Origin of the sequence: Streptomyces sp. NPDC048484, from assembly GCF_040651415.1 — a bacterium.
GTDB lineage: Bacteria > Actinomycetota > Actinomycetes > Streptomycetales > Streptomycetaceae > Streptomyces.
Map to the genome: position 1 here is coordinate 1 of NZ_JBEZJY010000068.1, position 22,638 is coordinate 22,638.

The following is a 22,638-nucleotide window of genomic DNA, read 5'->3' on the forward strand; positions in this document are numbered from 1 at the left end:
CCGCCGCCAGACCGAGCCGGGTGGCGAGCGCGCTGGCGTCGCTCACCAGGGCCCGCACACCCCACTCCCAGCGCTCACAGAAGTCCTCGAAGTCGGTGGACAGGCCGTGGTGCCCGGCCTCCATCCCCGTCATCGCCAGCTCCGAGAAGCCCTTGCCCATCACCGAACCGGTCGCGCCGCCCAGATCACCGAGCTGGTCGATGACCGCGCCCACACCCTGCGTGAACTTCGCCACCGACGCCTTGTCGAGGGCGAGGTCCGCCCCGTCACCGCCCATGACCGCGCCCTTCCTCCGCCTCGCCGGAGTCGACGCCGACGGTGATGTCGATGTCGACGGCGGCTACGTCCGGAACGACGCCGACGACCGGCGGGAAGAACATCGACCCGTCCTCGGTGGCGATGTCCACGGCCAGCCCGGCGGGCTCGTCCAAGGCCGGCACGACCTCGTCGACGATCCGCGCGCCCAGCAGCGCCGCGTACTCCATGGGCTGATCACCCGATCCGTGCAGCAGCGCAAACCGGGCCAGCGCCGCCTCGCCGGTGAACCCGCACACCCACCGCACCCCACCCGACCGCGCCGACCACAGACCCCCGTCGGCCACCGGCACCAGAAGGACCGAACGCCGCATCTCACCGACCAGCGCCCGAGGATCACCAACCCCCCTACGCTGCTCGGCAATCCGCTCGGCGAACGCTGTGCTTGTCTGCTCCACGGCCACTCCCCCTGGTAGGCGACTGATGGCACCGTAGATCAAGACGCACGGCATGACAGAGTCGGTTCTCGTGAAGATTCCGCTCCGGGCCCGACTGCTCTCAGGGCACGGGAGCCGCCGGCGAACTGGTCGGCAGTGACATCCTCGCGGTTGCGCGGGAGTCGTCGTCTGGGCTTCCGCTCTGGGTCGGTGGCGTGTCCACGTCGGCCCCGGATCTCGGCGGTGGTACGGCGCCTCACCACGGAGAGCACCTTGATGGCGAGCTGGACGACGTGGAAGTGGTCGACGCCGATGGCGTGCGGCAAGGCCGGTGCGGACCGCGGCGCGGTAGGTGGCCGAGAGTCACGGCATTGCATTTAGGGGATGGTCAAGGAAGGGGCGTCGAGCAGGTTCGCTTTCCCGCCCGTGACGGCTTGGACGGCGCCCGGGTCAGTCTTCATGTTGTGCGGGTAGCCCAGTTGTAGTGCGCTGACAGTGTCGAGCCTGTCGATCTGTTCTGGACTTAGATGAAGCTCGGCCGCTGCAAGATTGGTCTTCAGCTGTTCGGTCGTTCGTGGGCCGACGATTGGGATGACTCCCTTGGCCATTGACCAGCTGAGCGCCACCGTTTCGGCACTGACGTCCGCTTCCTGGGCGATCGCTTCCACCGTGTCCAGTGTGGCGGCCTTGTTGTCGTCTTCTTCTTTGTGCAGGAACTGGCTGATCGAACTCTGCGCGCGGCCGGTTTCGCCTCGGCGGTATTTTCCGGTCAGCATGCCTCCGCCGAGGGGGGAATAGCCCAGCACCCCCAGGCCGAAGCCTTCCGCCATCGGCAGCAGATCGCGTTCTGCGGCGCGTTCGACCAAGCTGTATTCGGTCTGGATGGCGACCAGGGGTGCCCAGCCTCGTGCCGCGGCGATCGTAGCGCCTGTCGCTACCCGCCAGGCGGGAAAGTTGGACAGGCCGGCGTAGAGGACCTTGCCAGAACGGACAAGATCGTCGCAGGCGCTCATGATTTCTTCGATAGGAGTCGCGTAGTCGGGAGCATGGGCCCAGAACAGGTCCACTCGATCGGTTTTCAGACGTCGCAGGCTAGCCTCCAGTGACTGCACCATCGCCTTTCTGCCGTTACCGGTCATATGGAGGCCGCTGTCCATCGTGGTGCCCGTTGCGTATTTGGTTGCCAGTACCACCTCGTCGCGATGTGAGGTGATCATGTCGGCGAGATAGACCTCCGCGTCCCCGAATTGATAGTTGCTGGAGGTATCGATGAAGTTCCCGCCGGCCGCACGATATTGGTCGTACATGTCCTGCGCCCCGGAAACGGTCGCGCCGTGTCCCCAGCGAGCTCCGAAGTTTCCGGTTCCCAGAGAAAGCGTCGAGACACGCAGTCCTGATCGGCCGAGGTATCGATAACGCACAGTCCGCTCCTGAACACCAGAGTGTTGCGCCCGGCAATGACGCTGTTTTGAGCCGTTCCAGCAGAAGCTGGATAGGCACCATCATCAGCAAGTTCTCTGGTACGGTCCATAACGTGGAGTCCGAAGTTCTTTATGCATCGTCCTCGGATCGTGCTGTGCTTGGTCCCCGCGATCCGCTGGCCGGAGTCATGGGACTGCTTCGTCCACGCGCGGTTGTGCCGGCACCGTTGCACGCCGCCGGTCCGTGGGCCGTGCGGTTTGCCCCCTTTCCACACATCAAGCTCGGCGTTGTCGTCGAAGGCGAATGCTGGTTGAGACTCGACGGTCTTGAGCCGGTGCTGCTGGACGAAGGGGACTTCTACCTGCTTGGTCACCCTCCGCGGTACACGCTGAGTAGCTCGCTCGATGAGGTTGTGGCGCGCCCGGCCACCGCGCTGCCGCGGAACACGATCGGCAGAGGGTTTCGCATCGGAACCGAGGTGGACGAGGACTCGTACATATGCAGCGTCGACTTCACGTTCGATGGCAGCGACACCGCGATGCTGCTCGATGCGCTTCCGCGGGTAGTCCTTGTCCGAGCCGGTGATCCGCGCGGACCGCTGTTCATGAACCTGGCCTCGTTGTTGGTCTCCGAGATCGAATCGCCCGATGTCGGAAAGTCTTTGGTGCTGGAGCACCTTGCGCAGATCATCTTCGTCCACATGCTGCGGGCGCATGCTGACAACAACGAACAACCCAGCGGCTGGCTCGCAGCGCTGGCCGAAGACGGCGTCGGGGCGGCGCTGCGGGCGATACACGCCGAGGTAGGCCGACGATGGACGCTCGCCGAACTCGCTGAGATCGGGCAGATGTCACGTTCCGTGTTTGCCGCAGCGTTCAAGGTCAAAGTGGGTGTACCCCCGTTGGCCTACCTAATTAAATGGCGAATGACCCTGGCCCGAGACGTTCTGCGCAACGGTAGTTTGTCCATCTCTGAACTGGCAGCCGCAACGGGCTATGAATCTGAAAGCGCCTTCAGTACAGCGTTCCGGCGTGAAGTCGGGTCCTCGCCCCGGCAGTACCGCAACGCGGCGGTAAAGACTGACTTAGATCCCGGCGCCGTGGTGCCCACTGCCCGCGTTCGATCCGCGGCCGCTCGACCTCACCGGTCCGTGGTACTAAATGACGTCCCGTAAGCGGATGTTGGAGAAGGCTGGAGTGCTGCTGGGCAAGGTGGGGATACCCGGCGAGGGCCAGGTTGTGCAGCCGGGCGACGTCGAGGATGGCCTCGTGGACCCCGTCGCCGCGTAAGCGGCAGTCGCGGAGGATCTTGTAGGTCTTCATTCGGGAGAAGACGTGGTCGACGCGGGCTCCGGCCCGGCGGTGAACGGCGTCGTCGGCTTGTTGCTCAGGCGTGAGCGGTCGGCCTTTACGCGGCCGGTGCGGGATGAGGGCGGGTGTACCGCGATAGCCGCCGTTGCCGAGGACAGGCGCGTTCTTCACGACCGGTTTACGCCCGGTTCCGGTAGGCACGGGCGCCGTGGCGGTTGCCGGGCAGTGGGCGGCCGGCCGCCACGACCAGTCGGGTGTTGGCGTCGATGACAACCTGATGGTTGGTGGAACAGCGGTAGTTCTTGCTGGAAGCGGCCACGCTCCTGTCGCGGGTCGGGACCAGGGTGCCGTCCACGATCAGGACCGTGTCGGCCGGGTGCCGGCGCCGGCCCGGGGCCAGAGTCCGGCGCCGACCGCCTCGACGACTCCGGCGAAGTCGTGCCCCATCGCCCGGGGAAAGGAGCGGCCGGTCATCAGCTTCATCTCGCCGTTGCGCATCTTCCAGTCCAGCGCGTTGGAGGCCGCCGCCCGGACGCGGACGAGAACCTCACCCGGACCCGGGCGTGGTGGCTCGAACTCAGCGAGCCGCACCACTTCCGGGCCGCCGTAGCGGTCGTATTGAAGGCGCTTCACGAGGCGTATTCGTTCGAGATCTCGGTGGCGTAGTTCTTCCAGAGCGGTTGCATGGTCTCGGCGTTGACCGGCTGCCCGGAATCGATCATGGCCTTGAAGTCGCGGAAGTACTGCACATACAGGTCCGGCGTGAAGGTGTTCAACATGACCGCGTTCTCGTCGCCGACGTTGGCGAACGTGTGCGGCGCCCCGGTCGGCACGATGACCCAGGTGCCCGGCCCGGCGTCGTATTGGTCCTCGCCGACGGTGAACCGGAAAGTTCCCGCCAGCACGTAGAAGCCCTCGTCATGCTGGGCGTGGCGATGCTGCAACGGGCTCGGGGTGCCCGGCGGAATGGTGACCTCGGCGAACCCCAGCCGGTGGCCGGTATGCTCGCCGTTCTCCAGGATGCGGATCTGCTGGGCCCCGCTGCCGAGGATCTCGCCCTCACCGGGGCGGACGATGTTTACCTTCGCCACGACTTCTCCTATTGCTATTACCTGCCTTGGTCACCACCATCCTTGTCCGGGCCGGCTGTGCGCGTCTTGGTCGTCTGTGCACGATTGCTGGTTACCAGTGCACGGGCGTTGTAGCCGTACGTCGCCTTGAAGAGCTTGCTGAAATGGGTGGGATCGGAGAATCCCCACCGGGCGGCCACGGCGGTGACCGTACGTCCGCTTCCGGTCAGCTCGGCCCGGCAGCGCTCCAGGCGGCGACGGCGGATCAGGGCCGCGACGGTGAGCGGCTGGTCCTCGAACAGCTTGTGCAGCCGGCGTACGGATATGTTGTGGGTGGCGGCGATGCCAGGCGGGGACAGATCGGGATCGGCCAGCCGGGTCTCGATGTAGCCGGCGATCCGGCTGCGCAGCCACTCGTCCGGGGCCGGTTGTTCGTCGCCGAGCCGGGCCTCCAGTGCGACCGCGATCAACTCGACGACGGCCGCCGCCGACCGCAGCGCCTCCGCCTCGCGGAACTCGGTCGCCGACCACGCCGACTGCCGGGCCAGCACGGAGACGAGAGCGCCCGGGCCGTGGCTGCCGTCGATGCGTACGCCGATGAGCCGGTCGATCTGCGCGGGCCGGATCCGAAGCTCCCGGCGCGGAACCAGGATGGTGACGTGCGCCGCGGCGGTGCTCTCGAACCGGAGCGTACGCGTGGGATCGAGCAGTACCAGGTCGGTCGGCCCGAGTTCGGCGTCGCCGCGCCCTTGCTCGATCCGCGTCCGGCCCCGGGTCATCACCTTGACCGCCAGGTTCTCGCCGTCGGAGGCGTCGCGCTCCCGCCCGATGCAGGCGCTCTCGGGCGTGTCGAGGGAGACCAGCCGCAGCGGCCCGAGGTCACGGGTGGCGATCCCGCCCCGGAAGCCGGCCCCGGCCAGCTTGTTGATCAGCGGCGGAAACCCGCTGGCGGCCAGCTCGTCCTGGAACGACTCAAGGTTGCCGATCACCGGCCAATGATAACGACGACACTTCTGCTCAGGCACGGTGTTCGGCGGGGGTTACAGCGGCGCCGGCCCGCATCTGCTCTACAAGGCTCTGGTGCACGCGGTCGACGGCTCAGTCGCGCCGGCGACCGACGGCCGAACGCTGAGCGCAGCACCGAGCGAGGAGCCGGACGAGCTGATCCATGGACGGCCGGCGCAGCTCACCGCGACGGTGAAGAATCTGCGGGATTTTCAGAAGGCGTTCGACCTGAGCTACACCTACGACCGGATGGGTCGCCGCACCGGCCGCACCACCCCCACCGGGCAGGTCAGCTCCTCGGCGCGCAGCTCGGTGGGTCAAATTGCGATCCGGCGAACTTCGTCACGATGCACTCCTATGCGAGCTCCTCTGTCATGCGACACATAGAGAACCAAGTTCGAGCCGCAGTTGAGAAGGGAGGAACCATCCAGTACAGCGTCACCCCGGTGTACAACCTCAATGACAAGATTCCCACGGGAGTCACCGTCGAGGCGTACGGTTCGGACGGTTTCCAGTTCACTCAGCTCAAGAGCTCAAGAGCTCAAGAGCTCAAGAGCTCAAGAGCTCAAGAGCTCAAGAAGCACCGACTCCGGCAACACCGCATTCATATCGAATAAGAAGGGAGGGACCTGAGAGACCAGCCCTTAACCCGTCGATCCCCATTTTGGCCACCCTGAAGAAGACCAATGGAAGCCACCGACAGACAGGTTATTCGCATGAGCACCTCCCTCGCGCGACTCATCCAGCTCGTCCCGCCGCCGCCCGAGCCTCGAGAGAAGGAATGGGATGCGGCAGAAAGCGAACTCACGACAGAACTTCCGTCAGATTACAAGGAGTTCATCCGCACTTACGGGGGCAGCAACTGGGACGACTACCTCTACGTTCTCGAACCTGGCTGCCCAAATGACAACTACGACCTCATCGAATGGGAAGACCAGCAGACCGAGGCCCTGGACGGGCTGTGGGAGTTCGAGAAGAAGCCGGCCGAGTTGGCAGCGGAGGGAACCCGCGTCATCCCCTGGGCGACGACGGACAACGGAGAGTGCCTGTACTGGCTCGTCCGCCCTGGGCAGAGTCCGGACCAGTGGACCATCATGGTGAACGAAGCCCGCGGGGACAACTGGGAGCACTTCTCCACCACCTGCACCCAGTTCCTCGCGTCCGTTCTCGACGGAGAACTGCAGTCCAGCATCCTCTCGTCCCGCTTCCCTCTTGCTGCTCACGAGTTCCGTCAGCTCCGCCCGGTATAACCAGAACTGCGCAGACCGGGGCTTGCCCTCAGGTCTCGGGGGACTTCCTGGTCGCCGACGCGTACCGGCTGCCCTTCAACGACGGCGCACTGCACGGCTTCCGGGCCGACGAGGCGTGGATCAACGAACAGCGCGCCCGCGCCGCCTCCGTGAGCATTCCCGGCTCGGCATCGACCGCGAACAGGTAGTCGAAGTACGGCAGGAACGCGTGGGTGACGAGTCCCGGGCCCGTGCCGATGTCCAGAAGGCGCCGCGGACTGTCTGTGGGAGCTCTGGTCGAGAAGGGCCGCGGGGGAGACGGGGATGCCCGGACTGCTCGGCCGGGGCAGGCGCAGCGTGTCGAGGCCGCGTCCGGGCACAGCGGTGATCAGGACAGTGCGCGTCCGCGGCGATCAGCTAGGGTGCACGGTCGGCGCCCAGGGCCACGGTCCATTTCTGGTACGCGGTCACCTCGCGCCGGTGGAGCTTCGCGCCCACGTGGAGCTTCCCGAACCACCGTTCGTCGCCAGGCCCGCTGACCTCCCAGACGGAAGGCCTGATGTCGCCGGGCCTGGGGTGCTCGGCGACCACCGAGTACGTGTCGGTCACCGACTCCACGAGATGGTGGAGTGCGCTGGGCATGTCGGTCACGGTGCGCCCTTCCGCTCGCCGAGCCCTCCGGCCACGCCACGATGAGTGACAGGCCGGATGCACTCAGTGTCCCGTTGTGGGTGGGTAGCTTGCCAGTGGCCACTGACAGCGCGGCCTGAGCTGGTCATCTGGGGGTGGGTACGCGAAGGACGGTTCCGGAGGCCATCTCGGTCAGGGAGAGGCCGGGAAATCCCTGTTTGCATCACTGCTTTGCGGCCCATGCGCAGCGACCGGCTTCGCGGGATCGTGCTGATGGAAAGCGGCCGAGGAGCGGCCGACGGCAACCTTTTCCTGCAGCCTTGAGAATCGAGCCTTCCCCGCCTCCAGCGACAGTACCGAAGGCGGCGCCGGCTGCGCAGCCGTGTATCCGCACCACGTTGTTCGGTCGGCGAGACGGTTACACGACGCTGTCGGCGGTTCGGTTCAGGGTTTCCAGGTGCGCAGGAAGGAGGCGATCCGCTCGGCGGTGCAGCGCGGATTGTTCAGCTCATGGGCGAGTGCGTTTAGCTGTTCGCGGCTGGAGATGACGGGGACGTTGCTTGCCTCGAGATACATGACGGCGACGGCGCAGGCGACGGCGAGGTTGGAGCGTGCCAACCAGCGGCAGCGGACCAGGTTGTGGGCCAGCGCCGCGGCGCGGAAGTAGGGGCCGTCGTAGACGGGTGTGTCCGGGAGTTCGCCGTGGTGGCGGGCGACAGCGGCGATGGGAACGCCGTGGTCGTCGACGGCAGGCTCGCGGTGGCCCGGCCCGTTCCGCCGCCCCCATCGGCCACTATCCGCCATCTCGCGGACATTACCTGGACGCCTTGCGGAGCACCATCTTTATTCCTAGGAAAAGACCACATATTGCCGCCCCGATGCCCAGTGCAAGCATCAGGTAGTCGCCTTTGTTTACGCCCCATAAAATAAAGATTGCGCTGGCGGCGAGCATGAGCAATACGAAAACGGAAAATTTCACTTCGAGGCTCGCCATGAAGTGTTCCTCCCAATGCGATAGTCAACTCTGTTGAAGGCGGTTCCTGCTCCCCGTTTCCAGCGAGCACTGCTCGCTGGAAACGGGGAAGCCTCGTCGCTGTCCCTGTCATCCGTAGGAAATGAGATCCGCGTTCATCAGGCTCGCTCCAGCGCCGACAATGCAGGAATCAGCGACTGCGGCCACTGTGCCCGGAGTTCCGAAGAGCATGGTGGACGCTGTCAGAACCCCGGTATCCGAAGTCAGGCTGACACCGCCGACACATCCCACAGCGGCAGTCACGACCTTCTCGCCGATGTCCATCACATCGGAGAAGCCGAACAGCCCGGTGGGGTCGTTGCGGTTGACGGGGTCGCCGCTGCTTCAGCCCGGTTCTAATCAACGGTCAAAATGCCAACAATAATTCCAGCCGATATTGCGATCACCCATAGAGTGATTTGAATCTTCTTAGAATTAGTCACGATTTACCGCCGATCGGGCAGAACTCTTATGGGCTTCTGTGGGGCAGCCGCTTCCAGGGACGACCGGCTGCCCCGTCGCACGGGGCAGCCGGTCACGTTTGAGTCCACTTGCCTGCGCGTCTTATGGCGGGCTCATTTTCATCTGACTGTCACTGGCGTTGCCGTCTGCGGTTACTGACGTACAGCGAGATGAATACGACCAAGGCGACGGTGAAGAGGCCTTTGACGACGAATCGCAAGGTAATCCATACGGGTCCAGAGGGGTCCCAGGAAGCGTCTGCGAGGCTCAGAAGGACAGTCATGGCGAAGGTGCCAAGCAATGCGTTCTTTGCTCTCGCTGTTCTTTCTTGAGCCGTCGACATCAGCATCCTTTCATTCCGTGACCCATGCGTACGGATTGAAGCAACTGTTGAGGTCGCCAGCCTCATCCTTCAGGGAGCTGTCCGTGTCATCCCAGGCTCTTTTGGCGTAGCAGCCGACAGGCGCGGCGCTGGAGGCTCTGCCCAAGAACCTCGAGCCCTTGGTTTTCGCGAAGTTAAGAACGCCCGAGTACCAGGCCAGTCCGGTTGGGTCGATACGGTTGACGGGGTCGCCCTCGGCGTAGAGGCAGGGGTTCTGTTCCTGGCCGGAGGGGTCGGGTTGGGTGAAGCGGCCGATGTTGGTGTCGTAGTAGCGGGCCTGGAAGTGGCACAGCCCGGTGGGGTTTTGGTATCCGGTGGCGAAGCGGTAGGGCTGGGTCACCTTCTCGGTGGTGGTGGAGCGGGTGACTCCGCGGGGGCTGTAGGCGTAGGTGTTGACCTTCGTGCCCGACTCGTCGGCGATCGCGATGACGGAGCCGAGCGCGTCGGTCAGGTAGAAGTACGCCCTGCGCTCAGCTTCTCCGGGAGTCGGTCACCCAGAAGGCCAGGCCCCAGAAGAGCGCCAGGATCGCCAGCCCGACCCATGCCCCGTACATCCCCTGGAACACCATGAGAAACACAAGGAACACCGCGAACGGAATAGAGGCGACAAGCCACATTCTCAGCATTCTGTTGTTGTCACCGGAGAACCTCTTCATAGCCTTATCCCTTCACCAAGGCCCGGGGTGACGTGTGATGTCTCCCCGGGCCTGCCTTTCAGCCCTGGCTATTTCAGTGCGTCCGCGGTCAGTTCACCCGCGTAGTACCCGACACCCGCGCACACGGCGGGCGCCGCGGGAGCGGTGACGCCCCCGCTGGTCATAACCGCCCCACAGCCGAGGCCGGCCAAAGTGCCCACACCCCACGAGGCGAGACTGGCCCACGCTGCTCGCGTATCACCCTGGAATGCCGCGATTCCGGTGTTGAGCAGGTCACTTGCCTTGCCCAGTCCTTCGAGGGCACCCCCGATGCTCAGCTGTCCGGTTGGGTCGATGCGGTTGACGGGGTCGCCCTCGGCGTAGAGGTAGGGGTTCTGTTCCTGGCCGGAGGGGTCGGGTTGGGTGAAGCGGCCGATGTTGGTGTCGTAGTAGCGGGCCTGGAAGTGGTAGAGCCCGGTGGGGTCCTGGTATCCGGTGGCGAAGCGGTAGGGCTGGGTCACCTTCTCGGTGGTGGTGGAGCGGGTGACTCCGCGGGGGCTGTAGGCGTAGGTGTTGACCTTGGCCCCAGACTCGTCGGCGAGGCCCACTACCGAGCCGAGCGCATCGGTCAGGTAAAAATACGCCTTGCCTCCAGTCGTCACGGAATTCAGCGTGCCCCCGGGTTCGCGGTTGAATCCGGTGTCCACTCCGGCAGTTGACGTGCCGGACAGGCCCAGCGGGCCGTTGTGGAAGTAGGTGTCACCGAGGCGGATGCGCTCCGACTGGTCGGTTGAGCCGTACTGGCCGGTGTAGGTCTTGCCGCCCGCTGTGACCGAGGTCAGCTGGGAGTAGTCCGACCACTTCTCGCCGGTGCGGGTGTCTTCCGGAGTGGAGGCGCCGGCTGTCTCGTTGCCGGCCTGGTCGTAGGACCAGTTGGCGGTCGAGCCGCTCTTTGCGGTGATCTGCTGGGCGTCGTTGACGGTGTAGGTGGTGCCGCCGGGGCAGCCCGCCGCGGTGCCCTGCGAGGTGAGGTTGCCAGCGAGGTCGTAGCAGTACAGCCAGGAGGCGTTGAGGGTGGTGCCCTTCTTCTCCTCGGCGTAGGAGAAGCGGCCGGCGCTGTCGTAGGTGTAGGTCGTCTTGAGGCCGGTTACGTTGTCCGCGGATGAGCGGATCTTGCTGCCGTCGGTTGTGCCGCCGGTTCCGTAGCCGTAGGTGTAGGCCAGGTCGACCAGGGTGCCCTGGGGGGAGGTGGCCTTGATGGTGGACGGCCGGCTGGACTTGTCCGGTGTGACCTTGTGCAGCGTTCCGCCCGGGTATCTGGTGGTGGTGCGGAAGTCGTTGCTGTTGTACTCGTATGCCGTCACCCGGCCCTGTGGGTCCTTGAGCTCCTTGAGCTTGTTGACCTCGTTCCAGGTGTAGTCGGTCTTGCCCGTGGGGTCCTGGTGGTAGTCGACGTTGCCGGCCGGGGTGTAGGCCAGCAGCGTCTGTGAGCCGTCCTGGAGGGTGCGGACCGTTTCGCGCTGCAGCGGGTCGAACTGGTACTTGATCACGCCGGTGCCGTCCGTGCGCTGGGCGAGGTTGCCGTCGCCGTCGTACCGGTACTCCACGGTCTCGTTGGTGGAGGAGACCTTGGTGATGCGGTCCCGGTTGTCGTAGACGTAGACGGTCTTGATGCCGCGGCCGTCGGTGAGCGTCTCGGTGCGGCCCAGCGCGTCATAGGTGTACGTCGTCTTGCCCAGCGGGGCGGGCGGGGTGACGGTGTCGAGGTTGCCCTTGGTGTCGTGGTGGAAGGTGGTGGTGACGGTCTTCGTCGACGACATCTTCGTCTTCTGGGTGCAGCGCTGGCCCTCGAAGCCGCCGCAGGTGGGGGTGGCGGGGTTGTAGGTGTAGGAGACGTTGCCGCCGCCGGTGCCGGTCTGTGCGACGGACATGGTGTTGCCGGCCGTGTCGTATTTGAACTCGGTTTTCTCGCCGTCCGGGTTGGTGGAGTCCTTCGGGACGTCGCCGCCCGCGATGGTCTGCCAGCTGTTGACCGTCTTGGCGCCGGTCGGCAGGGCCGCGGTTTCCAGGTTGTTGCGGGTGTTGAAGCCGTAGTCCGTCACGTTGCCCGGCGTGGTCCCCGAGCCCATGGCGTCGGTGGCGGTGTCGATGTTGTGGTTCGCGTCGAACTTCGTGGACCGCTTGTGGGTCAGCGCGTCCGTCACCTCGGAGACTTCGCCGTCGGCGTTGTGCTTGTACGAGGTGCTGTGGGACTCGGGGTCGGTGACCTTCGTCGTGCCTGCGGAGGAGGGTGTGGTGGTGTCGTAGCTGTAGGTCCAGGTGGGGCCGGTGTGGCCGGAGCCGTTGAAGTTGGTGGCGCGCAGCATGGAGGTGACGCGGTTGGCGTCGTCGTAGGTGAAGGCGGTGACGCGGCCTTCGGCGGTGGTGATCTTGTTGATCCGGCCGGAGGAGTCGTGGCCGAAGAGGGTGGGCTTGCCTTCGGTGTCGGTGGTCTTGGCCAGGTTGCCGGAGGGGTCGAGGTCGAAGAGGGCGGTGCGGCCGGTGTGGTCCTTGGCCTGCCACTGCGAGGCGTCGGTCTTGAGCAGGTCGATCGACCGGCCGGAGCGGGTCTCGGTGAGTTTGAAGCCCTTGTGCTCGCCGGCCTCGTCGTGCTGGGTGACGGTGATGGTTCCGTTGTTGCGGTCGGTGACCTTGGTCAGGGTCCCGTTGGCGTTGTACGTGTCCTTCGCCCCGGACTTGCGCTGGGTGAGGGTGTACGTGCCGTCGGCGTTCTTCTTCAGGTCCTTGCTGTAGCCCTTGGGTGTGGTGAAGGAGCCGTCCGCGTTCTGCGTGAAGCGCAGGGTGTCGCCGGAGGCGTCGTAGAGCACCGTTTCGGTGCCGGAGATCTGCAGGTAGCGCTCGTACTGCTGCCACCACCGCTGGGAGACCTTGCCCCAGGGTGCGTCCAGGGAGTTGTAGGTGCGGGCCAGGGTGAGCTTCTGACCGACGCCGGCGATGTCGAAGTCGGTGGCGGTCAGCATCAGGTTGCCGGTCGAGTGATCGACCCGGGCGGTCAGCGCGTCGGTGATCGCGAAGTCTGTGATGCGGTGCCAGGGGACATCTCCCTGGCCCTCCGGCACAAACGCCAGCGCTTCGCCATCCGCCCCACTGGCACGGCCAACCCCTGAGCCGGGCTTGCCGCTCCGCGGGCCAGGGCGGGTGGCGCGTTCCTTCTGGGCCGTGCGCCAGGCCGCCACCTCCGCCGACGGTGACTTCTCCGCCTCGGGCGCCACCGGCTTGGTGGAGCCGACCTTCACCTCCGGCATGTCGAAGCGGGGCGCGTCCTTGCCCCACGCGGAGGCAGGCCGTGGGTCGTCCGCGAGCGCCTCAGCGGCCGGAAGCATCGACAGAGCCAGTGCGCTGGAGGCGATGACGGCCATGACGGTCAGGCGGGATGATCTCTTACGGGCACGCCGAACGGGCGCGCCTGAGGCACGAGTATTCAAGGCTTCCCCCACAGGAAGACGGCTCCCGGTGCACCCCAGTGGTCACCGGAGGCGCACAAGGTGCCACAGGAACCGCACAAAATTGCGGTTCGTACCCCCGAAATCACATCCCATGCAGCCCGGAATCCGCCCCACCCCTTAAACCATCCATAACGTACTGAAAACGTTCGAAAGCCCTTACTGCTCGTTATGGATCGTCGTCAACCGTCGGACCAGGCGCCAGGAACTGACCGAAAGTCATGTCCCGTCGAATGGAGCCGGCGGATCTCCGCCCAGTCCTCCACGCTGATCACTCCTCCTCCTGGCCTGACTCGCACTCAGTCACCTCTTCGGTGAGCAGCGGGGCGTCGACGGCGAACCGTACGACGAGCGGCATGCCGACCGGTTCGAACAGTTCGCCGACGCCTCCCTGGTGAGCCCCGGAGTGCCGCTGGCCCAGGAGCGTGGCTGGGCCGGGAGCGTGGCTGGAGAGGGGTGTTGGCCACTACTCCCACGTCGCCGACATCGACGGAAGGGTGATCCTCATCGACTTCCAGTCGAACAGGTCCAATGCGGCCGCAACGCGATATCGCCATTACGACCTCATGAGGACCAACTGACATGCTCGACAGGTAAGGGGCAGAGCGCAGGGCCGCGGGGTCTCTCACCGTCGAAAGCAGGTCCTGGGGGCCGTCCTCCCGCGTCCGGATCCTTCCCGAGTACTGCTTCTTCGACGGAGGGAGGCAGGTCACCGCTCCCTACGGCCATGTCGGCTTCCTTGACCACGGTCAGGAGGGCATGCAACTCGGCGGAAACCTGCCAGTTGCGGTCGATGTGACGACCGGGTCTTGCCGCCTCACCGACTGGGTCGAGGTGGACGACTTCTCGGAACGCGGCCTGCACTGAATCAACGTCATCCCGGGTGCATACGAGGGGCCTCGCCAGATCATCCTGGTGAGGCCCGCTGTCGGCAGCCGGCCCCGGCTACGTCCTGCTCGACGGCACCCTGGCGGAGTGCGACCGGGTTCGGCGACGGCCAGGCCGGCCACTCCCACGAACACCGCCGGCACGGGGTGAACGTGCAGGTGGTCACCGTCCCGGCCGGGCGGCTGCACCCTGGGGACTTTTCGGGGACTTTCACGCCTGTCTCAGGGACAATCCGGGGACTCTCCGCCGCGTAAGCAGGGAAGGCCCTGACGGCGCTGAAAGATGCGAACGCGCTGGTCAGGGTCTATCCCACTAGCATTCGATGATGTTCACCGCGAGCCCGCCCCGGGCCGTCTCCTTGTACTTGACGCTCATGTCGGCGCCCGTGTCCTTCATCGTTTTGATGACCTTGTCGAGGGACACCTTGTGGGAGCCGTCGCCGCGCATGGCCATCTTCGCCGCGGTCACGGCCTTGACCGCGGCCATGCCGTTGCGCTCGATGCAGGGGATCTGGACGAGGCCGCCGACCGGGTCGCAGGTGAGGCCGAGGTTGTGCTCCATGCCGATCTCCGCGGCGTTCTCGACCTGTTCGGGGCTGCCGCCGAGCACCTCCGCGAGGGCGCCGGCCGCCATCGAGCAGGCCGAGCCGACCTCGCCCTGGCAGCCGACCTCGGCGCCCGAGATGGAGGCGTTCTCCTTGAAGAGCATGCCGATGGCGCCCGCGGCGAGGAGGAAGCGTACGACCCCGTCCTCCTTCTCCTCAGCCGAGGAGGAGGCGCCTGCGACGAAGTTGACGTAGTAGTGCAGGACCGACGGGATGATGCCCGCGGCGCCGTTGGTGGGGGCGGTGACGACGCGGCCGCCCGCCGCGTTCTCCTCGTTCACCGCCATCGCGTACAAGGTGATCCACTCCATGGCATGGGCCAACGGGTCGCCCTCGGCGCGCAGTTGGCGGGCCGACATGGCCGCGCGGCGGCGGACCCTGAGGCCGCCCGGCAGGATGCCCTCACGGGACATGCCGCGCGAGACGCACGCCTGCATCACCCGCCAGATGGCCAGGAGCCCCTCGCGGATCTCCTCCTCGCTGCGCCAGGCCCGCTCGTTCTCCAGCATCAGGGCGGAGATGGACAGGCCCGTCTCCTTCGCCAGCCGCAGCAGCTCGTCGCCCGTACGGAACGGGTACTTCAGGACCGTGTCGTCCAGCTTGATACGGTCCGCGCCCACCGCGTCCTCGTCGACGACGAAGCCGCCGCCCACCGAGTAGTACGTCTTGGACAGCACTTCGGCGCCCGACGCGTCGTACGCCCACAGCGTCATGCCGTTCGCGTGGTACGGCAGCGTCTTGCGGCGGTGCAGCACCAGGTCGTCGTCGAAGGAGAAGTCGATCTCGTGCTCGCCGAGCAGGTCGAGGCGGCCCGACGACTTGATCTTCTCGACCCGGCCGTCGGCGCCCTCGACGTCCACCGTGCGGGGCGAGGCGCCCTCCAGTCCGAGCAGCACCGCCTTGGGCGTCCCGTGGCCGTGCCCGGTCGCGCCCAGTGAGCCGTACAGCTCCGCGCGGACCGAGACCACGGGGGCCAGCAGATCCTCGGTGCGCAGCCGGTTGGAGAACATGCGTGCCGCGCGCATCGGGCCGACCGTGTGGGAGCTGGACGGGCCGATACCGATCGAGAACAGGTCGAAGACCGAGATGGCCACGGGAACTCCTCAAAACAGGGTGAAGCGGGGTGAAGCGGGGTGAAGCGGGGTGGGGCAAGGTCCGGGCGGGGTACCGCGCGCACCTTCCAGTGTGCGGGGTACCCCGTGAAACGGAACTACCTGCCCCGAAACGGAACTACTTGCCCAGACCGGGGTACAGCGGGTGCTTGTCGGCCAGGGCGGTCACCCGGGCCTTGAGCGACGCCGCGTCGTAGACCGGCTTGAGGGTCTCGGCGATGACGTCCGCGACCTCGGTGAAGTCCTCGGCCGTGAAGCCGCGGGTCGCCAGGGCCGGCGTACCGATCCGCAGGCCCGAGGTCACCATCGGCGGCCGGGGGTCGTTCGGGACGGCGTTGCGGTTGACCGTGATGCCCACCTCGTGGAGCCGGTCCTCCGCCTGCTGTCCGTCCAGCTCGGACTCGCGCAGGTCGACCAGGATCAGGTGGACGTCCGTGCCGCCGGAGAGCACGTTCACTCCGGCCTCGCGGGCGTCGGCCGCGGTCAGCCGCTCGGCGAGGATCCGGGCGCCCTCGACCGTACGGACCTGCCGCTCCCTGAACTCCTCCGTGGCGGCGATCTTGAAGGAGACCGCCTTCGCCGCGATCACGTGCTCCAGGGGGCCGCCCTGGAAGCCAGGGAAGACGGACGAGTTCAGCTTCTTGGCGAAGGCCTTCTTGGCGAGGATGATCCCGCCGCGGGGGCCGCCGAGCGTCTTGTGGGTGGTGGAGGTGACCACGTCCGCGTGCTCCACCGGGTTCGGGTGGAGGCCGGCGGCGACGAGGCCCGCGAAGTGCGCCATGTCGACCCACAGGTAGGCCTCGACCTCATCCGCGATCCGGCGGAACTCGGCGAAGTCCAGCTGACGGGGGTACGCCGACCAGCCCGCGATGATCACCTTCGGGCGGTGTTCCTTGGCGAGCCGCTCGACCTCGGCCATGTCGACCAGGCCGGCGTCGTCCACGTGGTACGCGACCACGTTGAACTGCTTGCCGGAGAAGTTCAGCCGCATCCCGTGGGTCAGGTGGCCGCCGTGGGCCAGGTCCAGGCCGAGGATGGTGTCACCGGGCTGGGCCAGCGCGAAGAGCGCGGCCTGGTTGGCGGAAGCGCCCGAGTGCGGCTGCACGTTGGCGTACTCGGCGCCGAACAGGTCCTTGACCCGGTCGATCGCGATCTGCTCGGCGACGTCGACGTGCTCACAGCCGCCGTAGTAGCGGCGGCCCGGGTAGCCCTCGGCGTACTTGTTGGTGAGGACCGAGCCCTGGGCCTCCATGACCGCGAGCGGAGCGAAGTTCTCCGACGCGATCATTTCGAGGGTGGACTGCTGACGGTTCAGCTCGGCGTCGACGGCGGCGGCGACGTCCGGGTCGAGTTCGTGCAGGGGCGTGTTCAGAAGCGACATCGGTCGGGAGTCCTTAGGAGCCGAAGAGTTCAGGAGCCGAGGAGTTCAGGAGCCGGAGAATTCGGTGTACTCGTCGGCGGAGAGCAGGTCCTTCGGCTCGTCCGCCGCCCGTACCTTGAACAGCCAGCCGCCCTCGAAGGGAGCGGTGTTCACCAGCGCGGGGTCGTCCACGACGTCCTGGTTGATCTCGGTGATCTCACCGGTGACGGGCGAGTACAGGTCGCTCACCGACTTGGTGGACTCCAGTTCGCCGCAGGTCTCGCCCGCGGTCACCGTCGCACCGACCTCGGGGAGCTGGACGTACACGACGTCACCGAGCGCGTTGGCCGCGTGCTCCGTGATGCCGACTGTCGAGACGCCGTTCTCGGCGCCCGACAGCCACTCGTGCTCCTTGCTGTAGCGCAGCTGCTGGGGGTTGCTCATGGCTTGAATTCTCCTGTACGCCGGGGAGTGCTGATGCAGGGGGACCGGGGTGAACCGGGCGATGTGCCCGAGGTCACCGGGTGTCTCACTTCGGAGGACTGGAGGGCCGGTGTCACTTCTGGAGCCTGCGGACCGGTTCGGACCCCGACCCCGGTTCTCCTTCCGACACGCGCCGACCAGTGTTACTTCTCGCGCTTGTAGAACGGCAGCGCCACGACCTCGTACGGCTCGTGGCTGCCCCGGATGTCCACACCGACACCGGCGGTGCCGGGCGCCGCGTGCTCCGCGTCGACGTACGCCATCGCGATCGGCCTGCCGAGCGTCGGCGAGGGCGCGCCCGAGGTGACCTCGCCGACGACCTTGCCGTCGGCGACGACGGGATACCCGGCGCGCGGAACACGGCGGCCCTCGGCGACCAGGCCGACCAGGACGCGCGGGGGTGTCGACTCGGCGCGGGCGGCAGCCGCGGACAGCGCCTCGCGCCCCACGAAGTCGCCCTCCTTCTCGAACTTCACGACCCGGCCGAGCCCCGCGTCGAACGGGGTGAGCGAGGTGCTCAGCTCGTGCCCGTACAGCGGCATGCCCGCCTCCAGGCGCAGAGTGTCCCGGCAGGAGAGCCCGCAGGGGGCGAGCCCGGCCGGGGCTCCCGCGTCGGTCAGTGCCTGCCACAGCTTCCCGGCGTCGGCCGGGGCCACGAACAGCTCGAAGCCGTCCTCGCCGGTGTAGCCGGTGCGGGCGATCAGGGCCGGCACGCCCGCGACCGTGCCGGGCAGGCCGGCGTAGTACTTCAGGCCGTCCAGATCGGCGTCGGTCAGGGACTTCAGGATGCCGGGGGACTCCGGGCCCTGTACGGCGATCAGGGCGTAGGCGTCCCGGTCGTCGCGCACCTCGGCGTCGAAGCCCTCGGCGCGCTCCACGACGGCGTCCAGGACCACCTGGGCGTTGGAGGCGTTCGCCACGATCATGTATTCGGTGTCGGCGAGGCGGTAGACGATCAGGTCGTCGAGGATGCCGCCGTCGGCCCGGCAGATCATGGTGTAGCGGGCCCGGCCCGGCTTCACGCCGCCGATGTTGCCGACCAGTGCGAAGTCGAGCAGCGCGGCCGCCTGCGGCCCGCTCACGGTGATCTCGCCCATGTGGGAGAGGTCGAAGAGGCCGGCCCGGGTGCGTACGGCGAGATGCTCGTCGCGCTCGGAGCCGTACCGCAGCGGCATGTCCCAGCCGGCGAAGTCGGTCATCGTCGCGCCGAGCGAACGGTGCAGGGCATCGAGCGCGGTGCGGCGCGGTTCAACAGAAGCGTTACTGCTCGTACTGCTCGTGTTACTCGTATTGCTCGTGCTGCTCATCGGCGGGGCTCCCAAGGCATGACGGCGAGGTCGTTCCTCCCCATCTGTCATCGAAAACCTGAGAGGTTCGCCGTGATCACCGGTGAACGTGGTGGTCACTGACTTGCACCGTGGGTGGAGCCGACGCCCTGACTGGAAGGAGACGGCCCGCTTTTCAGATGTGCCTCGCCCGCGCGGTAACGGGGCCTGAGAGATTCAAGGGAGGGACTTGCTCCTTCGGCGCCCGGGCACTCGTACACCTGCGTGTACATGTCCCCGGAACTCTCCCGCGCGGATTCAAGCGGCCGGTATGCAGTTGGCGCGCACATCATTGCACGCCCCGGCTTCGCAGGGGGGCCGCGCAGGGGGCAGGGGCGTTCACGCGGCGTTCACAGGGATCTGTGACGCGGCTGTGGAGTGATCTGTGACGCGGCTGTGGCAGGACAAGAACAGAAAGAAGGGGACCAGCGCATTACCTTCTCTTTACACTCGACGTGGATGGGTCTCTGACCGCATGGGGAGGACGATCAGGGTGAACAGGACCACGGCGTACGCGACCAGCACGGGCATCGCGCTGCCCAAGCAGCCCCCCGCCCCGGCCAGGGCGGCGTGTGGCCCGCTTCCGGCGCCCGTCGTCCGCGATCTGCGGGAGCGCGCGGGTCACAGCCCGCACGGTCTGCGCTTCGGGGCGGCCGACCTGGTCGTGGTGACGGGCCTGCCGGGCAGCGGCAAGTCGACCCTGATGCGCCGGGCGGTGACGGGCCGCCGCATCGACTCCCAGGACACCCGTGACCGCTGGGACGGCCGACTCACCCGGTTCCTGCCGTACGCGGTCTACCGGCCCCTCGTCCGCGCCGCGCACTATGCGGGCCTGCGCCGGGCCCTGCGCTCCGGAGAGGGCGTCGTCGTGCACGACTGCGGTACGCAGGCCTGGGTGCGCAGCTGGCTCGCCCGGGACGCCCGGCGGCGCGGCGGCACACTGCATCTGCTGCTGCTCGACGTCGATCCCGGTACGGCGCTCGACGGCCAGCGTGAGCGCGGCCGAGGCGTCTCGCGGTACGCGTTCGCGCGCCACCGCGGCGCGGTCGCCCGGCTGCTGCGTTCCGTGGAGAAGGGCGACCTCCCCGAGGGCTGCGGTTCCGCGGTGCTCGTCGACCGTGCCGCGGCGGACGTACTGCGGCGCATCGATTTCGGCGACTGAGCCCCGGTTCCGGGGGACAGGCTCCGGCGTCGGCGGGCTTCGACGGGCTCAGACGGGCTTCAGCAGGTCACGGCTGCGGCGGGCGGGCGCGTGTGCGCGTAACCTCGGCAGCCGCACAAGGCGGTTCGAGCGGGCGGTAGAGATGGACTTCGCGGCACAGAACATTCCGGGGCAAGACATTCCGGGGCAAGACATTCCGGGGCAAGGCATTCCGGCACAGGGTGTTCCAATGCAGGGCGTTCCGGCACAGGGCGTTCCGGTGCAGGATTTTCCGGCACAGGCGTACGCCCACCCCCATGTCGGCTGGCCCGGCAACGAGTTGGAGGAGGTGCTCGCCGCCTCCCTCGGGCTTCCCCCGTCGCCCTCGACGGGTGCCCGGATCGTGGAGACCGCCGGGCGCAGCTTCCTCTGGGTGCCACTGCCCGAGGGAGGCGGCCCGCACAGCGGCCCGCTCGACCTGCCCACGATCGAGCTCGGCGGGCAGGTGTACGTGCCGGTCTTCACCTCCGAGCAGCAGTTCCGCCAGGTCGTCGGCGACCACATGGCGTACACCGTGGCGCCCGCCGTCGAGTTCGCGCGCGGTCTGCCGCCCCAGGCGGGTCTCGCGCTGAACCCGGACGGCACGGTCGGGGTGCCGCTGCCCCCGCCCGCCGTCGCCGAGCTGTGCCGGGCCGGCCGGACCGAGCTGGACGGGGCGGCGAGCGGTGGCCGGGTCCGGCTGTTCCAGCCCGACTGGCAGGACGACCCGGTGGACTTCCTGACCGCGGCCTCGGCGGAGTTCGCCGCGACCGGGATCGTACTGAGCGCCCGGCGCTGCCTGGCGAGCATCGAGGGCGGCGACACCATGATGTTCGTCGGCATCGAGCTGGCCCACTGGGACGAGAACGCCCGCACGCTTCCGCTCGACGCCCTGGGCCGGGCGCTGGGCCGGGTCCCCGTGGCGCATCCCGTGAGCCTCGTCTTCCTGGACGTGGCCCAGGATCCTGTGGCCGACTGGTTGCGCGCACAGGTCCGCCCCTTCCACACCGGAGCCCCCCACTGAACCCGGACGGCGGAAAGTCCGGGCTATCAACATCCGGGCCATCAACAGCTTTCCCGGCGGAGCGCAACGGTGCTGTCGGGATCGCCGCCTAAGCTGGTTTCATGGCTCTTCGGGGTGGTGCGATGTTCAAGAGAATGTGGCGCCCCGCCGAAGAGAACCCGTATGTCAGGGATGTCGCGAAGGGGCGGTAGAAAGTGAGCGCGTCGGGCACGGCCGAGGCCGGGCAGGTCGAGCACATGCTGCGCCAAGTGACGCCCGGGCGTTACGACGCCTACGAGGCGCTCCTTCGCGCGCTGGCGATCCCGTCGTCCGGCCAGGTCTGGATGCTGCTCTGGCACGGCCAGGCGGGCTCGCCGGACGCCCAGTACGGGAACATGGAGGTCGACGGTTTCGGCTACGCCCCCTGTGTGACGTCCGCCCAGGAGCTCTCGGCCAGTGGCTGGAACCGCTCGTACGAGGTGGTCGACGGGATCGATGTCGCCCGCACCCTCTACCCCGACCACTTCGGCCTCTGGCTGAACCCGCACGCGCCGGGCGGCGGTGTCGGCATCCCGTGGCTTGATCTGCGCCGTATCGCCGCCGGTCTGGAGCGGCAGCCCGCGGGGCCGCTGCGGCTGTCCGAGCCGGGCATCGAGATCCCGCAGTTCTACGGCCTGCTCACGCAGAACGCGCACCGGACCACCGCCGTCCGCTCGCTGCGCCGCGCCTGGGTGCAGCCCGCGCTCGGGGCGCCGTATCTCGCCATCGGGCTCGACGTGTACGACACCAGTCCGCCCGCCGTGGACTCGGTCCGGGCGATGATGCAGCAGTCCATCAGCGCCGTGCCGGACGGTCTGCCGGTGTCGACCGTGGCGATGTCGGACGGGTACGACCCGGTGGCGCTGTGGCTGCGGGCCAACGCCCGGCCGTTCTACGACCGGGAGGCGCACGCGGCACCCGTACAGGCGCCGGCGGCAGGCGGTTACGGGTTTCCCGGCACGTACTGAGATGATCCGGGTGGGCCGAGTCCATCCGGTGGAGTTCACCGGGAAGTCCCACCAGGAGTCCATCCAGGAGTCCATCCAGTGGAGCAACAGGCTCACACCTGTACCTGCGCCGGGCGTAATGTCCCGATCTACGCGGGTAAATGGGATGCGAGGCACCTTTCGCCCCAAGTGTCATGTGTCCGGCCCCCGTTACCCGGCGTTCGGATAACGGAACCCACCTAACAGCATCACGTTTACGCATCCATTCACCGTCAGGTCTGGCTACAGATCACCGAGGCGTTGAAGACTCCCGGTCCAGGGGGTTTTAAACCTCCTGTCTGTATG

At 67.1% G+C, this 22,638-nt stretch carries 21 protein-coding genes, 5 pseudogenes and 1 riboswitch; of the genes and pseudogenes, 8 read left to right on the forward strand and 18 right to left on the reverse strand.

Annotation, left to right across the window (positions count from 1 at the left end):
* The 4 genes and pseudogenes from AB0D14_RS40425 to AB0D14_RS40440 all read right to left on the reverse strand — a co-directional run.
* Positions 1-277 (reverse strand): annotated as a pseudogene (locus tag AB0D14_RS40425) (hypothetical protein); the annotation flags it as partial.
* Positions 267-713, reverse strand: coding sequence for a hypothetical protein (locus AB0D14_RS40430; RefSeq protein WP_362789127.1), 447 nt, complete (start codon positions 711-713; stop codon positions 267-269). The gene AB0D14_RS40430 and the pseudogene AB0D14_RS40425, both read right to left, overlap by 11 nt.
* Positions 714-751: 38 nt before the next feature.
* Entirely contained in the window at positions 752-1,069 is a 318-nt protein-coding gene (locus AB0D14_RS40435; RefSeq protein ID WP_362789130.1) for a transposase, read from the reverse strand.
* Complete coding sequence (locus tag AB0D14_RS40440; protein WP_362789133.1) at positions 1,070-2,113, reverse strand: aldo/keto reductase; 1,044 nt, start codon at positions 2,111-2,113, stop codon at positions 1,070-1,072.
* A 113-nt stretch (positions 2,114-2,226) separates the two neighbouring features.
* On the opposite strand from AB0D14_RS40440, the gene AB0D14_RS40445 reads away from it, so the two are divergent.
* On the forward strand, positions 2,227-3,288 hold the full coding sequence (locus AB0D14_RS40445; RefSeq protein ID WP_362789136.1) for an AraC family transcriptional regulator: 1,062 nt from the start codon (positions 2,227-2,229) through the stop codon (positions 3,286-3,288).
* Positions 3,289-3,334: 46 nt separating this feature from the next.
* On the opposite strand, the pseudogene AB0D14_RS40450 reads toward AB0D14_RS40445, so the two are convergent.
* From AB0D14_RS40450 to AB0D14_RS40465, 4 genes and pseudogenes are all read right to left on the reverse strand, one after another.
* Positions 3,335-3,794 (reverse strand): annotated as a pseudogene (locus tag AB0D14_RS40450) (transposase); the annotation flags it as partial.
* A complete protein-coding gene (locus tag AB0D14_RS40455; RefSeq protein ID WP_362789216.1) occupies positions 3,782-3,922 on the reverse strand; it encodes a hypothetical protein in 141 nt (46 codons plus the stop codon). The pseudogene AB0D14_RS40450 and the gene AB0D14_RS40455, both read right to left, overlap by 13 nt.
* A 131-nt stretch (positions 3,923-4,053) precedes the next feature.
* On the reverse strand, positions 4,054-4,515 hold the full coding sequence (locus AB0D14_RS40460) for a cupin domain-containing protein (protein ID WP_362789139.1): 462 nt from the start codon (positions 4,513-4,515) through the stop codon (positions 4,054-4,056).
* Positions 4,516-4,532: 17 nt separating this feature from the next.
* Positions 4,533-5,483: a helix-turn-helix domain-containing protein gene (locus AB0D14_RS40465; protein ID WP_362789142.1), complete on the reverse strand. Its 951-nt coding sequence runs from the start codon at positions 5,481-5,483 to the stop codon at positions 4,533-4,535.
* Positions 5,484-5,574: 91 nt separating this feature from the next.
* Between AB0D14_RS40465 and AB0D14_RS40470 the strand changes: the two genes are divergently transcribed.
* The 3 genes and pseudogenes from AB0D14_RS40470 (at position 5,575) to AB0D14_RS40480 (ending at position 6,749) form a co-directional block, all read left to right on the forward strand.
* Positions 5,575-5,886, forward strand: a complete 312-nt coding sequence (locus tag AB0D14_RS40470) for a putative T7SS-secreted protein (RefSeq protein WP_362789219.1) — start codon at positions 5,575-5,577, stop codon at positions 5,884-5,886.
* Positions 5,805-6,116: pseudogene (locus tag AB0D14_RS40475) on the forward strand (DNA/RNA non-specific endonuclease); the annotation flags it as partial. The gene AB0D14_RS40470 and the pseudogene AB0D14_RS40475, both read left to right, overlap by 82 nt.
* Positions 6,117-6,215: 99 nt before the next feature.
* Positions 6,216-6,749 (forward strand): SMI1/KNR4 family protein, encoded by a 534-nt coding sequence (locus AB0D14_RS40480; RefSeq protein WP_362789145.1) that lies wholly within the window; start codon positions 6,216-6,218, stop codon positions 6,747-6,749.
* A gap of 396 nt (positions 6,750-7,145) precedes the next feature.
* Here AB0D14_RS40480 and AB0D14_RS40485 read toward each other — a convergent pair whose 3' ends face one another.
* The 6 genes and pseudogenes from AB0D14_RS40485 to AB0D14_RS40510 all read right to left on the reverse strand — a co-directional run bounded on the left by AB0D14_RS40485 (position 7,146) and on the right by AB0D14_RS40510 (position 13,268).
* Positions 7,146-7,370, reverse strand: a complete 225-nt coding sequence (locus AB0D14_RS40485; RefSeq protein ID WP_362789147.1) for a hypothetical protein — start codon at positions 7,368-7,370, stop codon at positions 7,146-7,148.
* A gap of 432 nt (positions 7,371-7,802) precedes the next feature.
* Positions 7,803-8,162 carry a fic family toxin-antitoxin system, toxin component gene (locus AB0D14_RS40490; RefSeq protein WP_362789150.1) on the reverse strand — a complete coding sequence of 120 codons (360 nt, stop codon included), beginning with the start codon at positions 8,160-8,162 and terminating at the stop codon, positions 7,803-7,805.
* Positions 8,163-8,172: 10 nt separating this feature from the next.
* Positions 8,173-8,352 carry a hypothetical protein gene (locus AB0D14_RS40495; protein WP_362789153.1) on the reverse strand — a complete coding sequence of 60 codons (180 nt, stop codon included), beginning with the start codon at positions 8,350-8,352 and terminating at the stop codon, positions 8,173-8,175.
* 833 nt (positions 8,353-9,185) lie between these two features.
* A pseudogene (locus tag AB0D14_RS40500) lies at positions 9,186-9,677 on the reverse strand (RHS repeat-associated core domain-containing protein); the annotation flags it as partial.
* A 7-nt stretch (positions 9,678-9,684) separates the two neighbouring features.
* On the reverse strand, positions 9,685-9,870 hold the full coding sequence (locus AB0D14_RS40505; RefSeq protein ID WP_362789156.1) for a hypothetical protein: 186 nt from the start codon (positions 9,868-9,870) through the stop codon (positions 9,685-9,687).
* Positions 9,871-9,938: 68 nt separating this feature from the next.
* Complete coding sequence (locus AB0D14_RS40510; protein WP_362789159.1) at positions 9,939-13,268, reverse strand: RHS repeat-associated core domain-containing protein; 3,330 nt, start codon at positions 13,266-13,268, stop codon at positions 9,939-9,941.
* 1,024 nt (positions 13,269-14,292) lie between these two features.
* On the opposite strand from AB0D14_RS40510, the pseudogene AB0D14_RS40515 reads away from it, so the two are divergent.
* A pseudogene (locus tag AB0D14_RS40515) lies at positions 14,293-14,425 on the forward strand (IS5/IS1182 family transposase); the annotation flags it as partial.
* Positions 14,426-14,552: 127 nt separating this feature from the next.
* Here the strand turns inward: AB0D14_RS40515 and AB0D14_RS40520 are convergent.
* The 4 genes from AB0D14_RS40520 to gcvT all read right to left on the reverse strand — a co-directional run bounded on the left by AB0D14_RS40520 (position 14,553) and on the right by gcvT (position 19,106).
* Positions 14,553-15,938, reverse strand: a complete 1,386-nt coding sequence (locus AB0D14_RS40520) for an L-serine ammonia-lyase (RefSeq protein WP_362789162.1) — start codon at positions 15,936-15,938, stop codon at positions 14,553-14,555.
* A gap of 136 nt (positions 15,939-16,074) precedes the next feature.
* Entirely contained in the window at positions 16,075-17,337 is a 1,263-nt protein-coding gene (glyA, locus tag AB0D14_RS40525) for a serine hydroxymethyltransferase (protein ID WP_362789165.1), read from the reverse strand.
* 45 nt (positions 17,338-17,382) lie between these two features.
* The gene (gene gcvH, locus AB0D14_RS40530; protein ID WP_362789168.1) at positions 17,383-17,760 is read right to left on the reverse strand and encodes a glycine cleavage system protein GcvH; all 378 of its coding nucleotides are present in this window, start codon (positions 17,758-17,760) and stop codon (positions 17,383-17,385) included.
* 182 nt (positions 17,761-17,942) lie between these two features.
* Complete coding sequence (gene gcvT / locus AB0D14_RS40535; protein ID WP_362789170.1) at positions 17,943-19,106, reverse strand: glycine cleavage system aminomethyltransferase GcvT; 1,164 nt, start codon at positions 19,104-19,106, stop codon at positions 17,943-17,945.
* Between the two features lie 164 nt (positions 19,107-19,270).
* Positions 19,271-19,385: riboswitch (glycine riboswitch) on the reverse strand.
* A 232-nt stretch (positions 19,386-19,617) separates the two neighbouring features.
* Between gcvT and AB0D14_RS40540 the strand changes: the two genes are divergently transcribed.
* The 3 genes from AB0D14_RS40540 (at position 19,618) to AB0D14_RS40550 (ending at position 22,314) form a co-directional block, all read left to right on the forward strand.
* Complete coding sequence (locus AB0D14_RS40540; RefSeq protein ID WP_362789173.1) at positions 19,618-20,286, forward strand: AAA family ATPase; 669 nt, start codon at positions 19,618-19,620, stop codon at positions 20,284-20,286.
* A 229-nt stretch (positions 20,287-20,515) separates the two neighbouring features.
* On the forward strand, positions 20,516-21,328 hold the full coding sequence (locus AB0D14_RS40545) for an enhanced serine sensitivity protein SseB (RefSeq protein ID WP_362789176.1): 813 nt from the start codon (positions 20,516-20,518) through the stop codon (positions 21,326-21,328).
* Between the two features lie 194 nt (positions 21,329-21,522).
* The gene (locus AB0D14_RS40550) at positions 21,523-22,314 is read left to right on the forward strand and encodes an enhanced serine sensitivity protein SseB C-terminal domain-containing protein (RefSeq protein WP_362789179.1); all 792 of its coding nucleotides are present in this window, start codon (positions 21,523-21,525) and stop codon (positions 22,312-22,314) included.
* Positions 22,315-22,638 lie beyond the last annotated feature (324 nt).